Raw genomic sequence first — 19,421 nt, 5'->3', positions numbered from 1 at the left:
AATCCATCCCAGACATCGCTCGCTCCCGCGAATCATCACTCAACTCACGGAATCAGCAATCAAATTCCTCCGCAATATGTGTGAATTCGACAGCCGAAGATGCACGAGCGCTACTTCTATGCGTTCGAACTTACGTCCATCGCGCTTGCCTGCCTCAATCCGCGCTATTTGCCCTTCGCGGCGATTGCTCAAGTCGACGGCGTGTTATCCTATCTCGCGTTCGAAAGCGGGATCGTCCTGGGCCTGCTGCCGGCGGCACTCTGCAACACCGTTCTCGTGTTCTACCTCGTGCTTGATCTTTGGCGCGGCGAACGTGGATTTCGCTTTCCGAGGTTTGCCTGGCTCGGCTTCATCGTGTCGATTGCGGGATTGCTCTCCAATCTGGTCTTCGAAGGTGCCAGTTGGAACGTGTCCCCCGTGTACCTGCTCACCGCTAGTCTCGCCACGGTTATGACGCTGCTGCTCCTGAAAGAGTCGCGTCGCAGCTCGGCCGACAGCCCGGACCGGTTGCCTTGACTTCAACTCTCGCGCGGTCAAGCCGGGGCTGACAGCCGTTTCGGAGCAACACGGGAGCGCCAGCAATCAGCTGTCGAATATGATCACACTGCGCAGCGTCTTGCCGGCTTTCATGTTGGCAAAACCTTCGTTGATCTCGGAGAGATTCAGCTTGGCCGAGATCCAGTCTTCCAGATGCAGCCGTCCGCGCAGGTAGAAATCCACCAGCCGCGGCATGTCGACGCGAAAGTGGTTCGAGCCCATCGAGGAGCCCTGGATCCTGCGCTCGCGCAGGAAGTCGAAGCCGTGCAGCTCGATCTTCTGGCCGAACGGAATCATGCCGACGATGGTGGCCGTGCCGCCCGAGGCGAGCATGCCGAAAGCCTGCTCGGCGGTCTCCTTGCGGCCGAGCACCTCGAAGGAATGATGCACGCCGCCATTGGTGAGATCGCGCACCTGCTTCACGACGTCGCCGTCGGCGGGGTTGATGATGTCGGTGGCGCCCAGCTTGGTCGCGAGCTGCAGCTTTGCCGGATTGGTGTCGATGGCAATGATGCGGCCGGCACCCGCGATCTGCGCGCCGTTGATCGCAGCCATGCCGACACCGCCGCAGCCGATCACGGCCACGGTCTCGCCGGCCGTCACCTTCGCCGTGTTCACGACCGCGCCATAGCCGGTGATGACGCCGCAGCCGATCAGCGCGGCGAGATCGAGCGGCATCTCCTTGCGGATTTTGACGATCGCGTTCTCATGCACCAGCATCTGCTCGGCGAAGGAGGAAAGATTGAGGAACTGATGCAGCTTCTCCGAGCGGGCCCACTGCATCCGATTGGAGGCACCCGGCAGCAATTTCACCGTGGTGTCGGTGCAGAGCACCGTGCGGCCCGTGGTGCAATTGTCGCAGGTGCCGCAGAACACCGACAAACAGGTGACGACGTGATCGCCGGGCTTTACATAAGTCACGTCGGAGCCGACCTGCTCGACGACACCGGCGGACTCGTGCCCGAGCACCGCGGGCAGCGGATGCGGATAGAGCCCCTCCATGAAGTGCAGATCGGAGTGGCAGAGACCCGCCACCGACGTCCGGATCAGGACCTCGCGCGGGCCGGGCTTCGGCAGGCTGACATCCTCGATGACCAGGGGTTTGTTGACTTCATGGAGGACGGCGGCCTTCATCGAGCACTCCCTATCGCTTTTTTTGCTTTGAACGCGGGTGCAGCCTACGCTGCCAGAACCAGTTCGCCAACCTCGCTCATATCAGCTGCGCGATCGCCAAGCAGCAGCGTGGCGATCTTCTGCTGCACGGCATTTTCCGTCAGCCGGAACGGATCGCTCGGCGATACCCGGTGATCGATCACCAGCCGCGACATCAGCAGCCTTCGCGCATCGCCGCGCATGTCGTGAATGCGGTGCGCCTCCCAGGCGAGCGCGACGGCACTGGCGACATGATAGAGCAGGCTGGTGGCGCGGCGCGCATCGGCCTCGTTGTCGGCCTTGCCCGCGACCTCGCGCGCGAAGCCGACTGCGCGATCGGTGAGAATGTGCAGCCGGTCGCGCCACGCCTGCGGCACCGAGGGGCTGTCATCGAGCCGGGCGTGCAGATCGGCGGCGAGCGCAGATTCGGCGCCGTGGCGTCCGACCGCGCGCCTCAGCGCATCAATCGCGACGATGTTGCCGGTGCCTTCCCAGACCGAGCCGAGATGCGCGTCGCGCAGCAACCGCGCGGTCGCGAATTCCTCGATGTAGCCGATGCCGCCGCGCATCTCGAGGGCATCGCCGCAGACCTTTCGCGCATCACGCGTGGCGCGGAATTTCAGTGTCGGGGTCAGGATGCGAAGCAGCGCAGCGGCATCCTGGCTGCCGGCCTCGGCGCGGTCGAGCGCGTCCGCGGTGAGAAAGCTCATCGACAGTGCTTGCTCGACCGGCAGCATGATCTTCAGCATCTGGCGCCGGCCCAGCGGCAGGTCGATGATGCGGTTGCCGAACACCACGCGGTTCTTTGCGACCGTCATCGCGTCGTGATAGGCGCGGCGCATCAGCGCCGTGGATTTGACGCCGTTGGACAGCCGCGACGAGTTCACCATCTCGGCCATCTGCACGAAGCCGCGGTCGAGCTTGCCGACCGCATAGGCGATCGCGCCTTCGAGCTTGATCTCGCCTGACGCCATCGAGCGCGTGCCGAGCTTGTCCTTCAGGCGCACGATCCGGTAGTGGTTCTGCGAGCCGTCGTCGAGGAAGCGCGGCATCAGGAACAGGCCGACGCCGCGCGTTCCGGGGCCGGCGCCTTCGGGGCGCGCCAGCAGCATCACGATTTTAGCGTCGGCGTTCGAGCAGAACCATTTCTCGCCGGTGAGGCGCCAATGGTCGCCCTCCTGCACGGCCGTCGTCGTCAGCGTGCCGACGTCGGAGCCGCCTTCCTTCTCGGTCATGAACTGGCCGCCTTGGGTCAGCTTGCTCATGTCGGTCTGGGTCAGGCCATCGAGATATTTCGCCTTCAGCGCATCGCTGCCGAAATTCGCCAGCAATTTCGCGCAGCCGTCGGTGACGTTGATCGGGCAGCCCATGCCGAATTCGGTCTGGTTGAACAGGAAAGTGAAAGCGTGTTTCGCCACGACCGGATATTTGTCCGGCCAGCCCATGATGCCCTTGCGGATCGAAAGCGCGTGGATGCCGAACTCGCCGAAGGCCGCGTTCTCCAACTCGCGATAGGCCGGGTGGTATTCGATCCACTGCACGTCGCGGCCGAACTTGTCGCGCTGGTGCAGCACCGGCGTGTGCCGGTCGGCGAGCCGCGCGCAGTCGTCGAGATGGCCGCCGGCCAATTCACCCAGGCGATCGAGATGCGGCTCGATGTGGCGGAACAGCGTCTCCGGCAGATGGATGCGCAGGAGATCCGTCAACGCCTGATCGGCGCGGTAGAAATTCATGCCGGTGGTATCGGGAGCCAGCAGTCCGGATGGTGCGGCCGCGACTCGTTTTGCCTGCGCAGGGGCCGGCTTGTCCATGATCGTCCTCTTCGTTTCCGCGCTTCGCGGACATCTTACGCCGATTTGGCGCTTGCCGCTTGAGATGATGTCGATCATGCTCCAGTCGCGAAAGTGGAGAAAGCCGCAAATCGTCAGGGAGGCATGATCGCCGTGAGGGAGCAATTCGCTCTGCGGAATTGTGATCGTCCCGGCTGGTTGTCCGCACGGTCCGTGCATAGATCAGCGGCTTCCCGTCTGCGAGAGATCACGCCATGGAACACCCGAAATACAAGATCGCCCTCATCGTCGGCGCCGGCGAAGGCCTGAGCGCCTCGCTGGCGCGGCTATTGTCTGCCCAGGGCATCCGCGTCGCGCTGGCCGCGCGAAAAATCGAGAAACTTGGCGCGCTCTGCAGCGAGACCGGCGCCAAGGCCTATGCCTGCAACGCCACCGAGCCCGAGGAGGTCGAGCGCTTGTTTGGCCTCGTCGAACGCGAGATCGGCACGCCCGACGTGGTGGTCTACAACGCCAGCGGTCGCGCGCGCGGGCCGTTCGTCGATCTCGTCCCGGCCGACGTGGCGCAGGCGATCGCGGTCAGCGCCTATGGCGGCTTCCTGGTGGCGCAGCAGGCGGCAAAACGTATGCTGCCGAACAAGCACGGCGCGATCCTGTTCACCGGCGCTTCGGCAAGCGTCAAGGGCTATGCGCAGTCGGCCCCGTTCGCGATGGGCAAGTTCGCGCTGCGCGGCCTCGCGCAGAGCATGGCACGCGAATTGTCGCCGCAAGGCATCCACATCGCGCATTTTGTCATCGACGGCGGCATCCGCAGCGCGGCGCGCACGGAGCCCGAAGACAAGCCGGGTTCGATGCTCGATCCCGATGCCATCGCGGAGAGCTACTGGAACGTGTTGCAGCAGCCGCGCAGCGCCTGGAGCTGGGAGCTCGAGTTGCGGCCCTGGGTGGAGAAGTTTTGAGGGCGATAACGTCACAACGACCGTCATTGCGAGCGAAGCGAAGCAATCCAGAATGCCTCCGTGGAAAAAGGCTGGATTGCTTCGTCGCTTCGCTCCTCGCAATGACGAAGGAGAGGGAGCGACATGACCACGGAAACCACCATCGACACCGGCACCAATGAACTCCTCTGCGTGATCCGTGATCGCGTCGCATTGATCACGCTGAACAGGCCCGAGGCGCGCAACTCGCTGTCGGACGCGCTGACCCCGGCGCTGCGCACGATGATCCGCAGCTGCGGCGAGAACCCCGATGTCGGCGCGCTGCTGATCACCGGCGCGGGAGAAGCTTTTTGCGCCGGCGGCAACGTCAAGGGCATGGGCGCGCATCGCGACCCGAAGAAGCTGGAGGTGTCGCTGGAAGACCGCGTGGCCGATCTCCAGGAGCGGCAGCGGCTGCTCACCGGCGCGCTGGTGTCGGTGCGCAAGCCGACCATCGCGGCGCTCCCCGGTCCCGCGGTCGGCGCGGGGCTGGCCATCGCCATGGCCTGCGACATCCGCATCGCCGCGCAATCGGCCTTCGTGGCCACCGGCTACGCCCGCATCGCGCTGAGCGGCGATTACGGGATCGCCTGGCTGTTGACGCGGCTCGTCGGCACCGCGCGGGCGCGCGAGTTGCTGTTCACCGGCGATCGCGTTGACGCAGCACGTTGTGAGGCGATCGGGCTCGTCAACCGCGTGGTGCCCGATGACAAATTGCAGGCACAGGCCTTCGCGCTGGCGAAATCGCTCGCCGAAGGCCCGCGCCTCGCGCTGCGCTACATGAAGGACAATCTCGACGAGGCCCTGCAATTCGACTTCGAAACCGCGCGCGATCATGAGGCTGAACGGCTGATCCGCCTGACCACGACCGCCGATCACAAGGAGGCGGTGCAGGCGTTTATCGAGAAGCGCAAGGCGGTGTTCAGGGGGAAGTAGGGCTTCCGAAAATGGTTGACCGTCACCCTGAGCCGGGAGCGGAGCGGAGGCCTCGAAGGGCGACGGCCCCGCTGTTGCCGCGGCGAAAATAAAAACCAGCCGGGCCGTCCATCCTTCGAGGCCCGTTCTGCGGAAGACCGCAGAACGAGCGCCTCAGGATGACGGTTTATGAATGGGATAAAAAAATGCCCGGCTCTGGTTTTCGCCAAGCCGGGCTCGAGTGGTGTCAGGCCGAGGCTGAGGGGCTTTCGGCCCGACGGGAAAGGGCGATGAGGCGCCAGCTCGCGCAGGGAATGTCCTTTGGTGCGACGCTGATCTCCTTGTCGAAGCGGACGAGTTTCCAGTCATCAGGATGATTGACGAAGGCAAAGCCGGATTTGCGCGCGAGCGAAATCATGGCCTCGTTGGAGCGGAGCGTGTCGCCGAGCATGCGCTCGGCACCGAGCGCAGCCGCGCGGCACTCGAGATTCTTCATGAGCACGGTGGCGATGCCGTGGCCCTGCCAGTGATCGTCGACCGACAGGCCGAATTCAACCGTCGCGGTTTCGGCATGCAGCGCGTAGCGCGCTTCGGCGACGATGGTCTCGAAGCCGTCGACCATCATGGTCGCGACCACCGTAAAACGATCGCGCTCGCCGACCTGAAGGAAGTCGTGAAGCAGGCCTTTCGGCAACTCGCTGATCCCGCCGAAGAAGCGGTTGTAGCGGGAGCGGGTCGAGAGCGAGCGGATATAATGCTGGAGCTCGTCGGTGTCGCGCGGCTCGACGAAGCGAACGTTCACCGGCTCACCGTGCCGGGTGCGCAGCGAGTCCGAATATTGCTTCAAATCTTCCAGGCGGAGGGTGCTCATGACACATGCCCACAAGGGGACCTCAAGGGAGAAGGGACCGCCGGCGCCCCTGTGATCAGGCGGCGCCGGCCTGGCGGCCAATCAGGCCCGCCAGAAGGGTTTATCGGCCTCGAAGGCCACATCGCTCCAGGACAGCCCGACGTCCTGGAGGTCACGCGCGGACCAGTTGGTCAGCTGACGCCGGGTTCGGTAGCGCTCGTGCCAGACGTGAAGGGTCTCGCCGATCTGGTGGATCAGGCCGGGCGCATGATGATTTGTCATCGAATTCTGGGTCAAAGTAGACATTTTCAGCTCCTGGAGCTAAGTTGACCGCTTATATCTGCTTCCTACTGCGCTGCGACAAACGACAATTTGTACTCTTTCGCATGAAATAACGTCATGTATCCTGCTGCCAGATGACTGCCAGATTGCCTTCCCTGAACGGATTGCGGGCCTTTGAGGCCGCCGCGCGCCATCTCAGTTTCACGCTGGCCGCTTCCGAGCTGAATGTGACCCAGACTGCGATCAGCCATCAGATCCGCAGGCTGGAGGAGGAGCTCGGCATCCGCCTGTTCGTCCGGCAGAACCGCGCGCTGGCGCTGACGCCGGAGGCGCGCGACTATCTGCCGGGCGTCCGTGCCGCCTTCAACGACCTCCGCCTTGCCACCGATCGGCTGCTGCGCAAGGACGACGACAAGGTGCTGACCGTTTCGACGCTGGCCTCGCTGGCCGCAAAATGGCTGCTGCCGCGGCTGACTGATTTCCAGGAGCACCATCCCGGCATCGACGTCCGCATCACCACCTCGACCAGCCTGGTCGATTTTCAGCGCGACAATGTCGACGCCGCGATCCGCTACGGGCGCGGCCAGTGGCCGGGCTTGCGCGCCGACTGGCTGATGGCGGACGAGCTGTTTCCGGTGTGCAGCCCATCTTTGTTGCACGGGGGCAAGCCGCTGCGCTCTCCGGAGGACCTCAAGAGCCACATGCTGCTGCACACCTCCAACGCCAACAGCGACGACTGGCGGCTGTGGTTGACGGCGGCGGGTCTGCCGGCCGACATCGCCAGGCAGCCCGGCATCACCTTCGACATGATCTTCATGACCATCCAGGCCGCGATCGACGGCATCGGCGTGGCGATGGGGCGGACCTCCTACGTCCGGGACGACATCGCCAAGGGCCGGCTCGTCGTTCCCTTCAAGATCGCGCTGCCGGCCGACGCCGGTTTCTACCTGGTCGCGCCGGAGGGCCGCCGCGAGGCCCCGAAGCTCGCCGCATTCCGCGAATGGATGATTGCTGCAACGCAAAATATAGCCTGAAAATCATCGGCTTCGCCGGCGAATTGAGTTGACGCGCCGCGGCCAGCGCGAGAGGGGTAGGGCAGATCGTCGCAGCAACTATCCGTCGCCTGCCGTGAAGTGAGTTCCGGTCCGGCTACGTCTTCCAGGGGAGTGACGCCATGGCTGGACCAGCAGCATCAACCAATCCGCCCGAGATCAAGTCGCGCATCGGCGCAATCCTGCGTGCAACGAGCGGCAATTTCCTCGAGCAGTTCGACTTCTTCCTGTTCGGCTTCTATGCGCAAGATATCGCAAAGGCGTTTTTCCCCGCCGCGGACGAGACCGCGGCGCTACTCAATGCCTACGGCGTGTTTTGGCTCGGTGCTCTGATGCGTCCGGTCGGCGCGATCGTACTAGGTGCCTATATCGACCGCATCGGCCGTCGCCAGGGGCTGATCGTCACGCTCGCGCTGATGGCGCTCGGTACCGTGGTGATCGCCTTCTGCCCCTCTTACGCCGCGATCGGCGTTGCCGCCCCGATTATCGTCCTGATTGGCCGGTTGATACAGGGGTTCTCCGCCGGCGTGGAGCTGGGCGGCGTCTCTGTTTATCTTTCCGAGATCGCGACGCCCGGCAATCGCGGCTTTTACACCTCGTTCCAATCTTCCAGTCAGCAGGTCGCGATCTTTGTGGCTGCGGTCATCGGCTTTGTCCTGAGGGAAGTCATGCCCAGCGACACGTTCTTGGACTCCCTCGGAGGAATCGCGAAGTGGCGCATCCCGTTCCTTATCGGCTGCATCATCATCCCCGTCATTTTCATGTTGCGGCGCTCGCTTGAGGAAACGCCGGCCTTCCTGGCCATGAAGAGACATCCGACCGCAAGCGAGGTGTTCACTTCGGCGCTCGCGAACTGGCGCATTGTCGTCCTCGGCATGATGATCGCGGTCCTGACCACGACGACTTTCTATTTCATCACGGTGTATGCCCCCGGCTTTGGCAAGCAGCTCAACCTTTCGCCCACGGGGACATTGCTCGTGACCCTTTTCGTTGCGGTGACCAACTTCATCTGGAATCCGGTCGGCGGCGCGGTATCCGACCGCATCGGCCGCAAGCCGGTGCTGCTGACGATCGCAGGCCTATCGCTGGTCACCGCTTACCCGGCGCTGTCCTGGCTCGCGGCAGAGCCCACTCTCGGAAAGCTGCTGGCCGTGCAGATGATGTTCTCGTTCTACTTTGGCGTTTACAGCGGCACGATGCTGGGATGTCTGGTCGAGATCGTCCCGGCACATGTCCGTACCACCTGTTTCTCGATCGCTTTTGCGATGGCTGCAGGCATCTTCGGCACGTCCACCCCCATTGTCGCGACCAAACTGATCAGCATGACCAATGGCGACAAGGCTTCGCCGGCGTACTGGCTCATGTTCGGCGCGGCGCTCGGCATCATCGCCGCGCTCGTCGTTTATCGCGGCGGCGGCAAGACGGTGCCGACGTATGATGCGGTGGCGGAGCCGGTTGCCGGACACTGAATGTCGTTCCGGGGCCGCCCTTCGGGCGCCCCGGAATGACGGCGGGAGTTACAACTCCACCACCACGTAATCGCTCTCGACCTTTACCGGGATCGTCTCGGCGACATACGGCCCCTTGACCACGCTCGCACCCGGCTCGACATGGGCCGGATAGGCCTTCACGCGGAAGCGGCGGGGGTCGCAGTAGGACTGGCCGGTGCGGATGTCGAACTCCCAGCCGTGCCAGGGGCAGCGGATGATCTCGCCGAGTTTGGTATACTCGATCTCGCCGGGGTCACTGGATTGCGCGAGCCCGATCAGCGGTCCCTCGCACAGCGCCGCGCCCTGATGCGGGCAGCGGTTCATCAGGCCGAAATATTCGCCCTTGATGTTGAAGACCGCGATCGGCCGCCCGTCGATCTCCAGAAATTTTCGCGTGCCGGGCGGCAGTTCATCCACCGCGGCGATGACGTGTCTTGCCATCAGGAAATGCCGTACAGCTTCTTCGCATTGCCCAGATAGAACGCCTCGCGATCCGCCTCGCCGACGCCCGCCGGCAAGACGCGCGACGGCTCGTCATAGTCCCAATGCGGGTAGTCGGTCGCGAACAGCAGCCGGTCCCATCCGATCCACTTGATGACGTCGAACAGATCCTCGCGCCGCTCCGGATCCTCCATCGGCTGCGTCGTGTACCACACCTGCTCGCGGATATATTCCGACGGCGGCCGTTTGACGTGTGGCACCTCGCTCCTGAGCCGCTGCCAGGCCTTGTCGAGCCGCCACGCCAGTGACGGCGCCCAGCCGAAGCCGGCTTCGATCATCACCATCTTCAATTTCGGGAAGCGCTCGAACACGCCCTCCAGCACCAGGCTCGCAAGCGCCGATTGCTGGCACTGCGAGTGGCCGACCATCTCCTCGATGTAGTAGCTCGGCCAGCCCGACGGCGTGATCGGGTTGCCGCCGAAGCCGAAGGCGTGGACGCCGACGGGAAGGCCGGCCTCTTCCGCGGCCTGATAGATCGGCCAGTAGCGGCGCTGTCCGAGTGGCTCGACATTGCGGCTTAGCAAGAGCACCTGCACGAAATTCTTGTCGCCGGCGCGCTCGCGGATTTCGGCCGCGGCCGACGGGCCGTCCTCATTGCCGACGACGATGGACGCCCTCAGCCGCTTGTCCTTGCTGGTCCATTTGTCGATCTGCCAGTCGTTGATCGCCGAGCACAGCGCCGCCGAGAGCTCGTGATTGCGGATGCCCTGCCCGGTGTTGAGCGGATTGAGCACGCCGAGCTGCACGTTGTTGGGATCGAGCAGCTGCTTCTGCATGAAGGAGAGCGAAGAGCCCTGCGGCCCGCCTTCCGGCGGATAGGCGTCGCGGCGCGAGGCGTTGGGCTGAGCCTTCGGATAGGGCGGGCCCTCCATCATGCCCTGATAGGCATGGACGCCGTAGACTTCGAGATGATGCTGCCAGCGTTTGGCCAGATAAGGATAGAGCTCGGTGGGGGTCGCGCGTGCCGGATGGATGTCGCAGTCCGCGATCGCGGTTTTGACGGTCAGTGGGGAAGCGGCTTCTGAGCTTTCGCGGAACTGAATATTCATCGCCTTGCCTCCTTTGGCAGCGGGCTAAGTCAGGCGGGGATAGGTCGCATGCGGATTATCGATCATGATCTTGCGCACGAGATCGGGGGTGAGACCTGCGGGCAGCGCCTCCTGGCCATCGAACTGCCAGTGCGGATAGTCGGTGGAGAATAGAACCAATTCGTCCGACTGCATATGCTCAAACAGGCGAATTAATGTCGCCTCATCCGGCGGCGCATCGAATGGCTGCAACGAGAACCGGATGTTGCTGCGCACAATCTCCAGCGGCGCGCGGTCGACCCACGGCGTCTCCATCCGCACGCCGCGCCAGAACTTGTGCAGGCGCCAGAGAAAGGGGGAGATCCAGGAGACGCCGGATTCCAGCATCACCATCTTCAAGCGCGGATATTTGGCGAACACGCCCTCGACGATCAGGCTGGTGAGCTGGGTCTGGAACGCCTGGGCCTGACCGACATAGTCCTCGATGTGATAGGACCCCCACCCCACAGCCGTCGGCGGATTGTGATAGGCGGAACCGGCATGCACGCCGATCGGCAGCTCCAGCCGTTCCGCCGCCTCGTAGATCGGCCACAGCGCGCGCTTGCCGAGCGGCGTGTCGCCCATCACCAGCATCAGCACCTGCACGAAGCGGCGGTCCTGCGCGCAGCGCTCGATCTCGGCGACGGCCTTCTCGATGCTTTGCGTGGGGATCACGATCGAGCCGCGCAGCCGCGGATCGCGATCGAGCCATTCTTTCGCGAGCCACTCGTTCAGCGCGCGGCAGAAGGCGGCCTGCAGATCCTCCGAAAACACCATCTGCACGCCATAAAGCGGATTGCAGATGGCGTGCGAGAGCTGGAAGGGGTCGAGCACGTGGCGCTGCATGTCCGTCAGGCTCTCGCCCGGCTTGCCGCTTTCAGGGCGCCAGTCGGGCCGCGCCGTGATCGGCGAGTTCTGCGGATAGGACTGCGAGATGAGATCGACCATGCCGCGCGTCGTCACCTGATCGCGCCAATAGTCATTCAGGAACGGCAGCAGGCTGGTCAGATGCGGCACGGCCGGATGCACATCGCAATCCACCCCGCCGGCGATCAGGGACGCCATGACGTCTCCCTTTTACGTTTCCTCTTGACGTTACGCTTGCGCAGCGCTTGGCCGCGCCGTCTTGCGCCTGCCATTCAAGCAGGCCTGCCCGTCGTCCGCAACTCGGCCAATGGCGCTGTCATATGCTAGGAAGGCACAGCTCGGTTGCGAGGATCAGAGGTGCAGGACATGAAAGAGCTCGTCGGTATTGCGGAACAGGTCGCGGCGAAACTGATCGCGCGCAAACAGACCATTGCCGTGGCCGAATCCTCCACCGGCGGCCTGATCGCGGCCAGCCTGCTCGCGGTGCCCGGCGCGTCCGCCTACTTCCTCGGCGGCGCCGTGGTCTACACCCGCGACGCCAGGCGCGTGCTGATGGATATTTCGGACGGAGGAATGAAGGGCTTTCGCTCCTCGTCGGAGCCCTACGCGCAACTGTTGGCCGAGCAGATGCGCGGCCGCTTCAACTGCGACTGGGGCCTGTCCGAAACCGGCGCCGCCGGTCCCACCGGCAACCGCTACGGCGATGCGGCAGGCCACAGCTGCATGGCGGTTGCCGGTCCCGCCGCAGAGGTGATGACGCGGGAGACGGGCAGCAACGACCGCTTCGCCAACATGCAGACGTTCGCGGCGACAGCGTTGAATTTGCTGTTGAAGAACTTGGAGCGGTGACCTCGATGCCTCCCGGTATTTGGATGCCCGGGAGAATGCGCGGGTGCGATGCGCTCCCTATCGCGACACGTGCGCCGACACCGCCAGCCACGTCCCGTTCTTCTTCGCCCAGCAATCGGTATAGCGCCCGGTTGCCTTCTGGCCGTCCGCCGTGGTGTAGCTCGTCGCCGCGTGGATGATGGCGAAATCGCCCATGATGCGGATGATGACGTCGTGCTCCCCGAGATTCCGGATCGCAATCGGTTGCGCCGTCTGCTTCAGGAAGGCCGCGCGATCGACCAGCGTCTTGTCGGGATTGGAGCAGTAGAACTCCGGCGCCAAAATCTCGTCGAAGCGCTTGACGTCGCAATTCTGCACGGAGGCGACATAGTCGCGGTTGAGCGTGGTGAGTTCATCCATGTCCTGGCTCATGAGGTTTCTCTCCATTGTTTCGTCGCAAGAGCTCCTCGCAGCTACGAGAAGGACTAGTCATTGAACGAGGGCGGCGGCACGAACCCGCCGAACTCGCGTTCGATCAGCGCGGCGAGCTTCAGCGGCGTGCGGTCCTCGAGGAAGGGCCCGATGATTTGCACGCCGACCGGCAGGCCGTCCTTCGACAGACCGAGCGGAATAGCCGTTGCCGGCAGGCCCGTCAGTGTGGCGATGCCGGGCCAGGCGAGCTGGTCCGGATAGGCAAAGTCCTTACCGTCGATGTTGATCCGGCGCGCCTCCTGCTGCGGCGAATGATCATGCGGGTAAGCGGGGGTAGGCATGATCGGGCAGATCACCGCGTCGAATGTCCTGAACAAATGCCGCCATTGCGCGCGCAAGCCGGCGCGAGCGCCCTCGTCGAACACCCAGGCCTGATGTGTGCTGGTCATGCCGCGCAGCCGCTCGGCAGACAGGCCCTTGTCTTCTGGTGAGAGGTGCGCTGCCCCGGCACGCGCGCCGGCGAGAATGTCCGGCGGAAAGAAGGCGCCCAGAAAGCCCATCAGCATGCGCATGTAGAGGCGAGAGGCCTCCGTGAAGTCGGGAAACAGCGGGCTTTCGCGGGTGATGCTCGCACCTGCGCCCGCCAGCTGCTCCGCCAGCTTCTGGATCGCGCTGCGAATGTCGGCATTCGCAGGCAGCAACGGGTGGCTGTCGATCACCAGCACACGGAAATCCTTCAGCGCATGGTGTCGCGCCTCCGGCAGCGCGAGCCTGTATCCGATGCCCAGGTCCAGCGGATCGGGGCCCGCCATCACGTCCAGGAGCAGGGGCAGATCGGCTGCGCTCCGCGCCATCGGACCGATCACCGCCATATCGCGCTCCATCGGAATCGCTGGAAACGGCGGCGGCGTGTGGCCACGCGTCGGACAGAGATTGTAGGTCGGCTTGTGCGCATAGACCCCGCAATGGAATGCGGGCACGCGCAGCGAGCCGCCGATGTCGGACCCGAGCGAGAGCGGTCCGTAGCCTGCCGCGAGCGCCGCAGACGAGCCGCCCGACGAGCCACCGGGCGTGCGGCCGAGATCGAACGGATTGTTCGTCGTGCCGTAGATATCGTTGTAGCTCTGCCAATCCCCGAGCCCAACGGGAACGTTGGTCTTGCCGAGGATAACGCCGCCAGCGTTCTTCACCCGGGTGATCGACAGCGCGTCCTCCGCCGGCTTGAAATCCTTCTGCGGCGTCCAGCCCCAGGTCGTGGGCAGGCCGGCGACGTTGTAGGATTCCTTCACCGTGATGGGGAGGCCAAGCAGCGGCTTCCGCTCGCCGCGCGCCAATGCGGCGTCCGCCTCGCGCGCGGCGCCAAGCGCGCGATCAAAATCCCGGACGCAGATCGCATTGACCTTGCCGTCGTGGCGTTCGATGCGGTCGATCGCATCCTGCGTGAGCTCGACCGACGAGACCTTCTTCGCGGTCAATGCGGCCGACAGCTCGACCGCACTCTTGAAACTCCAATCCGACTTGGCCACGGCGCTTCTCCTGCTCTTATTGCCGGAGGGATGATGCGCAGTTTGGCCGAATGCTGCAACGGCTGTTTGACGGTGATTGATATGCCGCTACAGAGCGTGAGGAGCCTACGCCGCTCCGATCAATACGCCCACCGCCAGCACGATGGCGCCGCCGAGCACGATCTGGAACACGGCCTGGAGGAACGGCGTGTCCATGTAGCGTGAGCGGATAAAGGCGATCGCCCACAACTCGAAGAACACGACGACGCCGGCGATTCCCGTCGCGATCCAGAATGCGCTCGGCCAGCGGTCCGGGACGAGATAAGGCAGGGTGTGGCCGAGGCCGCCGAGCGTCGTCATCAAGCCGCAGGTGAGACCGCGCAGCCAGGGCGAACCGCGACCGGTCAGCGAGCCGTCATCGGACAGCGCCTCCGCAAAACCCATGCTGATGCCGGCGCCGATCGAAGCCGCGAGGCCCACCAGAAACGTCTGCCAGTTCTGATGCGTGGCGAAGGCGGCGGCAAACAGCGGCGCCAGCGTCGAGACGGACCCGTCCATCAGGCCGGCGAGACCTGGCTGCACATATTGCAGCACAAACATGCGCCGGTTGGTGCGGTCTTCCTCGGCGCGCACGTCTGAACTCAGGATCTGGTCCGTCAGCTTCGCCGCCACCTCTTCGTGGCCTTTCTCGGCTTCGGCCAGATCGCCGAGCAGGCGGCGCACGCCGACATCCTGCGCCTGTTCGGCGGCCTTCACGTAAAAGCGCTCGGCCTGTAATTCCATGGTCTCGACTTCCCTGCGGATGGTGTCGAGCGGCAGGTTTTTGGTGAGCCAGACCGGACGGCGGCGCAGGAAGCCTTTGACGTCCTCGCGGCGGATCGGGGGCAAATGCGGACCGAAGCGCTGCTCGTACATTTCCAGCAGCATGTGGCGATGGCCGCGTTCTTCCTCGGCCATCTGCTCGAAGATCTTGGCGGAATCCGGATAACGCTCCTTCAGATCCTCGGCGAAGCTCATGTAGATGCGGCTGTCCTCCTCCTCGGAGGCAATCGCGACCGCAAGCACCTCGCGTTCGGTTAGATCGGCAAAGGTCTTCACGGTGGCCCTGTCTCAACAGTTTAGAATAATTCTAAACTATATAAGGCGTCAGGGTTCCCGGGTCAAATCACGCCGCGCGGCTTTTCGCCAGGAAATCGAGCAGCAGACGGCTCACCTCGGCAGGCTGCTCCTGCTGCACCCAATGGCCGGCGCCATCGACAAGGTGGCAGCCGAGCAGCTTCGTGCAAGCCCGCGCCTGCATCGCCTCGAACACGCCGGGGCGCTGATAGGTGCCCCAATCCTGCTTGCCCGAGATGAAGCAGGAGGGCACGTCGATGCTGCGGCCGGAGAAGAGCTGCATCTCGCTGTTGAGCATGCCTGACGTGCCGTAGCGGTACCATTGCAGGCCGCCCTGAAATCCGGTGCGGCCATATTCGGCACTGTAGTAGGCGAGCTCGCGGTCAGGCAGCCATTGATTGGCCGCGATCGCAGCCGGCGAGGGCATCTCCTTCGCCACCGTCTCGGCCATGGTCTCGTTCAGGTCCATCACATAATAGGTCGGCAGCTTCGCCAGCTCTTTCGCCGACCAGGATTTCAGCGGATACGGCTTGTTGCCGGTCCAGTCCGCGCTTTTGTGATGATAATAGGCGCGCAGAACATCATGCACGCCCTGCGGCGCGCGGTGCATGTCGGCATTCGCCGCGCGCGTCGCATAGTACCATTGATAATGCTTGCGCGGACGCGGCAGCGCGGCGAGCTCGCGATGCACGGGATCTTCGACCGGTGGCTTTGCCGGCGTGTCGATCGTGTCGAACGGCAGCGGCGGCGCTCCGCCGAACGGCGCGCTCATCATCGCCACCGAACGAAACACGTCGGGCCGCATCAGCGCGCACCACGCCGCGACCGGGCTGCCGAAATCATGCCCGACCACGTCGACCTGCCTGTAGCCGAACGCCGACACCAGCCCCAGCGCGTCACGCACCAGGTTGAAGAGCGAAAAGGGCGCGAGATCGCTATCGTACTCCGCGCTCCACCCCGTCGTTCGGCCATAGCCGCGCTGGTCCGGGGCGATCACGTGATAGCCGGCCGAGCCAAGCGCCGGCATCACCTTGCGCCAGGAGAAGGCGAGCTCGGGAAAGCCGTGCAGAAGCAGGATGCAAGGCCGCCCCTTGGTCTCGAAGCCTGCCTCCAGCACATGCATGCGCAGGCCGTTGATGTCGTCGACATAGCGTGAGCGGATGCCGGCGGGCAGGGGAATATCGGGGAGCGCTGTCATCGTGTCTCTCCACTCGGTGGAATCGCTACACCGCCGCGCAGACGAACCCGTTGCCCTTGCGCCGGATCTTGCCCACCGACGGCGACGGGAAATGCGCGGTGCAGCACAGCGTGTCGGTGTCGCAATAGCGTTCCAGGAAGCTGCGGCGCGTCGTTGCCGCCTGTGCCTGATCGACGTCGAACTTCACCGACATCTCCGGATAGAGCGTCTGGATCGGCGAATGCATGAGATCGCCGCTGAAGACTGCGTCGTCCTTGCCGCGGCCGAAAGTGAACGCGACATGGCCGGGCGTGTGGCCCGGCGTCGGCATGATGCGCACGTGGTCGCCGATCTGGTGATCATTGCCGACGATCTCGTGTCGTTTGGCCTCCACTACCGGCAATACACTATCCACGAAGGGCGGCACCGGCCCCTTCGCATTCTGTTCAGTCCAGTAGTCGAATTCCTGCTTGGCGAACACGTAGCGCGCCTTCGGGAAGGTCGGCACCCAGCGGCCGTTTTCCATCCGCGTATTCCAGCCGACGTGATCGACATGCAGATGCGTGCACATCACGAAGTCGATGTCGTCAACGGAGAATCCGGCGGCGTTGAGCCCGCTCAGATAGGTGTCGTCGGTCTTCATGTTCCATTTCGGACGCTGCGGCCGGGGCTTGTCGTTGCCGATGCAACTATCGACCAGAATGGTGTGATGCGGCGTCTTGATGACATAGGACTGAAAGCAGAGGATCAGCGCATCCCGCTCGTCCAACGCATTTGCCTGACGCATCCATGCGCGATTCTCGGACAGCACCTCCGGCGTGAGACCGGGCATGAGCTCCAGCGCCGGCAGGAAGGTCGTCTCCTGCTCGATGATCCGATGGATGGTGAGATCGCCGACCGAGTATTTCAGACTCATGAGAACTCCGAAGAGTTAAGCCGCCGGCGGCACCGAGATCTTCACGGAGGGCCGCTCCAGCACCTTCTGATGGAAAGCCTCGAGCTTCGGATAGGCCTTGCGCCAGCCGCAATCGGCGAAGCGGAAGTCGGCATAGCCGAGCACACAGACGAGGCCGATCTGCGAGATGTCGAACGGGCCGTTCAGGACATCAGGCATATTCTCGAAGCGCGCCATGCCGGTCCAGGCCCGATTCCAATGGTCGTCCGACCAAGCCTGCCATTGCAGGCCCTGCGGCCGCACCATCTTCTCGTAGCGGCACAGCAGCATGGAATCGAGCATGCCGTTGAGCAGGGAATGATTGGTCTTGGCCTGCCAGCGCCGCGGACCGTAGTCGGGGATCAGGCTGCCGCCGACCATCTCGTTGAGATATTCGACGATGACGTAAGAGTCCAAAATGACATCGCCGTCGTTGGTGATCAGCACCGGCAGCTTCTTTAGCGGCGTGATGCGCGAGTAGTCCTCGTTGGCCGTGCCCGGCGCGACGGTTGCCGGTGTGAACTCGATCTTGTCGATCAGCCCGAGCTCGATCGCGGCAATGCGCACCTTGCGGGCGAAGGGCGAGGCGGGAGAGAAGGTGAGCTTCATGGGAAATAACCTCTATCCAGACATACAAACCTCATCCTGAGGAGCGCGCCGTTTGGCGCGCGTCTCGAAGGATGGGCGAGGGAGGCGCTCTCTCGTCACCCGGCGCGAACGTCGGGCGACTGTGTTCGTGGTCTATCCTTCGAGACGCGCGCTGTGCGCGCTCCTCAGGATGAGGACGGAGCCTTTACGCCCCAACGATCTCCTGGCGCTGCTCGCCGAGACCCTCGATGCCGAGCGTGATGACGTCGCCGACATTGAGGAAGGTCGGCGGCTTCATGCCCAAGCCGACGCCGGGCGGGGTGCCCGTGGTGATGATGTCGCCGGGCAGCAGCGTCATGAACTGCGAGACATAGGAGATGCACTTGGCCATCGAGAAGATCATGGTCTTGGTCGAGCCGGACTGGCGGCGCTGGCCATTGACGTCGAGCCACATCGACAGGTTCTGCACGTCCTTGATCTCGTCCTTGGTGGCGAGCCACGGGCCGACCGGGCCGAACGTGTCGTGCGACTTGCCCTTGGTCCACTGGCCCAGGCGCTCGATCTGGAAGGCGCGCTCGGAGACGTCGTTGCAGACGCAGTAGCCGGCGACGTGGTTGAGCGCATCGGCTTCCGAGACGTATTTTGCGCGAGTTCCGATGATCGCGGCGATCTCGACCTCCCAGTCAAGCTTGGTCGAGCCGCGCGGCTTCTCGACCGCGTCGTTCGGGCCGGACAGCGAGGTGTTCGCCTTCATGAAAATGATCGGCTCGCTTGGGATCTCAGCGCCGGTCTCTTTGGCATGATCGCTGTAGTTGAGGCCGATCGCCACGAATTTCGAGATGCCGGTAACAGGCGCGCCGAACCGCGGCTTGCCGGAGACGGCGGGCAGCGAGGCGGGATCGAGCGCCGTCAACTTCTTCAGGCTGTCAGGCGAATAGGCCTCGCCGGTCAGGTCCTTCACATGCGCCGACAGGTCGCGCAATTGGCCGGATTTGTCGATCAGGCCAGGCTTTTCCGCACCCTTTTCGCCATAACGAACAAGTTTCATTCTCGTTTCTCCCTGGAATGGACCGATCAGTTGAACAGCTTCATGGAACAGGGCGGCGGGAAATTCAACCGCCGACTGACGCCCGTTGCCGCATTGCTCCCCCTCATCCTGAGGGCCCGCCAAAAGGCGGGCGTCTCGAAGGATGGCCGCGGGCGAAAGCGGGGCCTTCATGGTTCGAGACGCGCGAAGCCGCGCTCCTCACCATGAGCCCCCAGCTCCGAAACCGGCGCTGCACACGGACCATGAACACGGTATCGTGGCTGCGGGGTTCCGCCTGGAGCAGTGTGGCCGCATGATCCTCTGGTGCACTTGGTTG

At 63.9% G+C, this 19,421-nt stretch carries 20 protein-coding genes; 6 read left to right on the top strand and 14 right to left on the bottom strand.

Features of this window, described 5'->3' with window-relative positions:
• Positions 1-99 precede the first annotated feature (99 nt).
• Complete coding sequence (locus ABIB06_RS38095; RefSeq protein WP_354053303.1) at positions 100-516, top strand: hypothetical protein; 417 nt, start codon at positions 100-102, stop codon at positions 514-516.
• Positions 517-582: 66 nt separating this feature from the next.
• Here ABIB06_RS38095 and ABIB06_RS38090 read toward each other — a convergent pair whose 3' ends face one another.
• Positions 583-1,671, bottom strand: coding sequence for a Zn-dependent alcohol dehydrogenase (locus ABIB06_RS38090; protein WP_354053302.1), 1,089 nt, complete (start codon positions 1,669-1,671; stop codon positions 583-585).
• Positions 1,672-1,715: 44 nt separating this feature from the next.
• Entirely contained in the window at positions 1,716-3,500 is a 1,785-nt protein-coding gene (locus tag ABIB06_RS38085; RefSeq protein ID WP_354053301.1) for an acyl-CoA dehydrogenase family protein, read from the bottom strand.
• Positions 3,501-3,733: 233 nt separating this feature from the next.
• Here ABIB06_RS38085 and ABIB06_RS38080 point away from each other — a divergent pair, with 233 nt between their 5' ends.
• Together ABIB06_RS38080 and ABIB06_RS38075 are read left to right on the top strand one after the other, a co-directional pair.
• The gene (locus tag ABIB06_RS38080; RefSeq protein WP_354053300.1) at positions 3,734-4,435 is read left to right on the top strand and encodes an SDR family NAD(P)-dependent oxidoreductase; all 702 of its coding nucleotides are present in this window, start codon (positions 3,734-3,736) and stop codon (positions 4,433-4,435) included.
• Positions 4,436-4,558: 123 nt separating this feature from the next.
• Positions 4,559-5,389, top strand: a complete 831-nt coding sequence (locus ABIB06_RS38075) for an enoyl-CoA hydratase (protein WP_354053299.1) — start codon at positions 4,559-4,561, stop codon at positions 5,387-5,389.
• A gap of 226 nt (positions 5,390-5,615) precedes the next feature.
• On the opposite strand, the gene ABIB06_RS38070 is transcribed toward ABIB06_RS38075, so the two are convergent.
• Both ABIB06_RS38070 and ABIB06_RS38065 read right to left on the bottom strand, forming a co-directional pair.
• Complete coding sequence (locus ABIB06_RS38070) at positions 5,616-6,239, bottom strand: GNAT family N-acetyltransferase (RefSeq protein WP_354053298.1); 624 nt, start codon at positions 6,237-6,239, stop codon at positions 5,616-5,618.
• 81 nt (positions 6,240-6,320) lie between these two features.
• A complete protein-coding gene (locus tag ABIB06_RS38065) occupies positions 6,321-6,524 on the bottom strand; it encodes a DUF1127 domain-containing protein (RefSeq protein WP_354053297.1) in 204 nt (67 codons plus the stop codon).
• A 110-nt stretch (positions 6,525-6,634) separates the two neighbouring features.
• On the opposite strand from ABIB06_RS38065, the gene ABIB06_RS38060 reads away from it, so the two are divergent.
• On the top strand, positions 6,635-7,534 hold the full coding sequence (locus tag ABIB06_RS38060; RefSeq protein ID WP_247344148.1) for a transcriptional regulator GcvA: 900 nt from the start codon (positions 6,635-6,637) through the stop codon (positions 7,532-7,534).
• 140 nt (positions 7,535-7,674) lie between these two features.
• Positions 7,675-9,021: an MFS transporter gene (locus ABIB06_RS38055; protein ID WP_354053296.1), complete on the top strand. Its 1,347-nt coding sequence runs from the start codon at positions 7,675-7,677 to the stop codon at positions 9,019-9,021.
• Between the two features lie 48 nt (positions 9,022-9,069).
• Here ABIB06_RS38055 and ABIB06_RS38050 read toward each other — a convergent pair whose 3' ends face one another.
• The 3 genes from ABIB06_RS38050 to ABIB06_RS38040 are packed head-to-tail and all read right to left on the bottom strand — an operon-like array spanning position 9,070 to position 11,675.
• Positions 9,070-9,483, bottom strand: a complete 414-nt coding sequence (locus ABIB06_RS38050; protein WP_008541477.1) for a Rieske (2Fe-2S) protein — start codon at positions 9,481-9,483, stop codon at positions 9,070-9,072.
• Entirely contained in the window at positions 9,483-10,592 is a 1,110-nt protein-coding gene (locus tag ABIB06_RS38045; protein ID WP_354053295.1) for an amidohydrolase family protein, read from the bottom strand. Before ABIB06_RS38045 ends, ABIB06_RS38050 begins: the two co-directional genes overlap by 1 nt.
• 24 nt (positions 10,593-10,616) lie before the next feature.
• The gene (locus ABIB06_RS38040; RefSeq protein WP_354053294.1) at positions 10,617-11,675 is read right to left on the bottom strand and encodes an amidohydrolase family protein; all 1,059 of its coding nucleotides are present in this window, start codon (positions 11,673-11,675) and stop codon (positions 10,617-10,619) included.
• 168 nt (positions 11,676-11,843) lie between these two features.
• Here ABIB06_RS38040 and ABIB06_RS38035 point away from each other — a divergent pair, with 168 nt between their 5' ends.
• A complete protein-coding gene (locus ABIB06_RS38035) occupies positions 11,844-12,326 on the top strand; it encodes a CinA family protein (protein WP_354053293.1) in 483 nt (160 codons plus the stop codon).
• A gap of 57 nt (positions 12,327-12,383) precedes the next feature.
• Here ABIB06_RS38035 and ABIB06_RS38030 read toward each other — a convergent pair whose 3' ends face one another.
• From ABIB06_RS38030 to ABIB06_RS38000, 7 genes are all read right to left on the bottom strand, one after another.
• Entirely contained in the window at positions 12,384-12,737 is a 354-nt protein-coding gene (locus ABIB06_RS38030; RefSeq protein WP_247448466.1) for a nuclear transport factor 2 family protein, read from the bottom strand.
• 53 nt (positions 12,738-12,790) lie between these two features.
• Positions 12,791-14,263: an amidase gene (locus ABIB06_RS38025; RefSeq protein WP_354053292.1), complete on the bottom strand. Its 1,473-nt coding sequence runs from the start codon at positions 14,261-14,263 to the stop codon at positions 12,791-12,793.
• Between the two features lie 105 nt (positions 14,264-14,368).
• Entirely contained in the window at positions 14,369-15,340 is a 972-nt protein-coding gene (mbfA, locus tag ABIB06_RS38020; RefSeq protein ID WP_354053291.1) for an iron exporter MbfA, read from the bottom strand.
• A gap of 67 nt (positions 15,341-15,407) precedes the next feature.
• The gene (locus ABIB06_RS38015; protein ID WP_354053290.1) at positions 15,408-16,556 is read right to left on the bottom strand and encodes an alpha/beta hydrolase; all 1,149 of its coding nucleotides are present in this window, start codon (positions 16,554-16,556) and stop codon (positions 15,408-15,410) included.
• A gap of 25 nt (positions 16,557-16,581) precedes the next feature.
• Complete coding sequence (locus tag ABIB06_RS38010) at positions 16,582-17,451, bottom strand: MBL fold metallo-hydrolase (RefSeq protein ID WP_354053289.1); 870 nt, start codon at positions 17,449-17,451, stop codon at positions 16,582-16,584.
• A 15-nt stretch (positions 17,452-17,466) separates the two neighbouring features.
• Positions 17,467-18,078 (bottom strand): glutathione S-transferase family protein, encoded by a 612-nt coding sequence (locus ABIB06_RS38005; protein ID WP_354053288.1) that lies wholly within the window; start codon positions 18,076-18,078, stop codon positions 17,467-17,469.
• A 184-nt stretch (positions 18,079-18,262) separates the two neighbouring features.
• Positions 18,263-19,105 (bottom strand): fumarylacetoacetate hydrolase family protein, encoded by an 843-nt coding sequence (locus ABIB06_RS38000; protein WP_354053287.1) that lies wholly within the window; start codon positions 19,103-19,105, stop codon positions 18,263-18,265.
• Between the last annotated feature and the right edge of the window lie 316 nt (positions 19,106-19,421).

Source organism: Bradyrhizobium sp. LB8.2 (assembly GCF_040548035.1).
In the GTDB taxonomy this organism is placed as follows: Bacteria; Pseudomonadota; Alphaproteobacteria; order Rhizobiales; family Xanthobacteraceae; genus Bradyrhizobium.
The sequence above is the reverse complement of the archived record's forward strand: the minus strand, read 5'-3'. Positions and strand labels throughout refer to the sequence as shown.